This window comes from Hydrogenophaga sp. OTU3427 (assembly GCF_038440225.1).
Classification (GTDB): domain Bacteria; phylum Pseudomonadota; class Gammaproteobacteria; order Burkholderiales; family Burkholderiaceae_C; genus Hydrogenophaga.
In genome coordinates this window covers 1-240 of the sequence record NZ_JASATI010000147.1, presented here as the reverse complement: position 1 = coordinate 240, position 240 = coordinate 1, and the positions used below count along the sequence as shown (strand labels likewise).

1 protein-coding gene is annotated in these 240 nt (G+C 73.8%); it reads left to right on the top strand.

Annotation, left to right across the window (positions count from 1 at the left end):
• The coding region (locus AAHB17_RS24675) for a hypothetical protein (protein ID WP_342133705.1) at positions 1-240 on the top strand (240 nt) is incomplete at both ends.

Here is a 240-nt window from a genome sequence, read left to right as displayed (position 1 = left end):
AGTGTTCGGCACCATGGCCGCGCGCTTCAACGACGACGGCGTGACCGCGCTGTACCAGGCGCTCAAGGGCCGGCTGACGGCGCTGGGCCTGACGCTCGCCGAGGGCGCCTTGCCCCGCGTGGACGTGCGCCACAGCACCAACCAGACCCCGGTGGTGCCCGGTGCGCGCACCCGCTACCTCGCCGAGATCAGCGACACCGTGCGCGGCTACAAGAAGCGCGCGCGCGCCCAGGCCCGGCT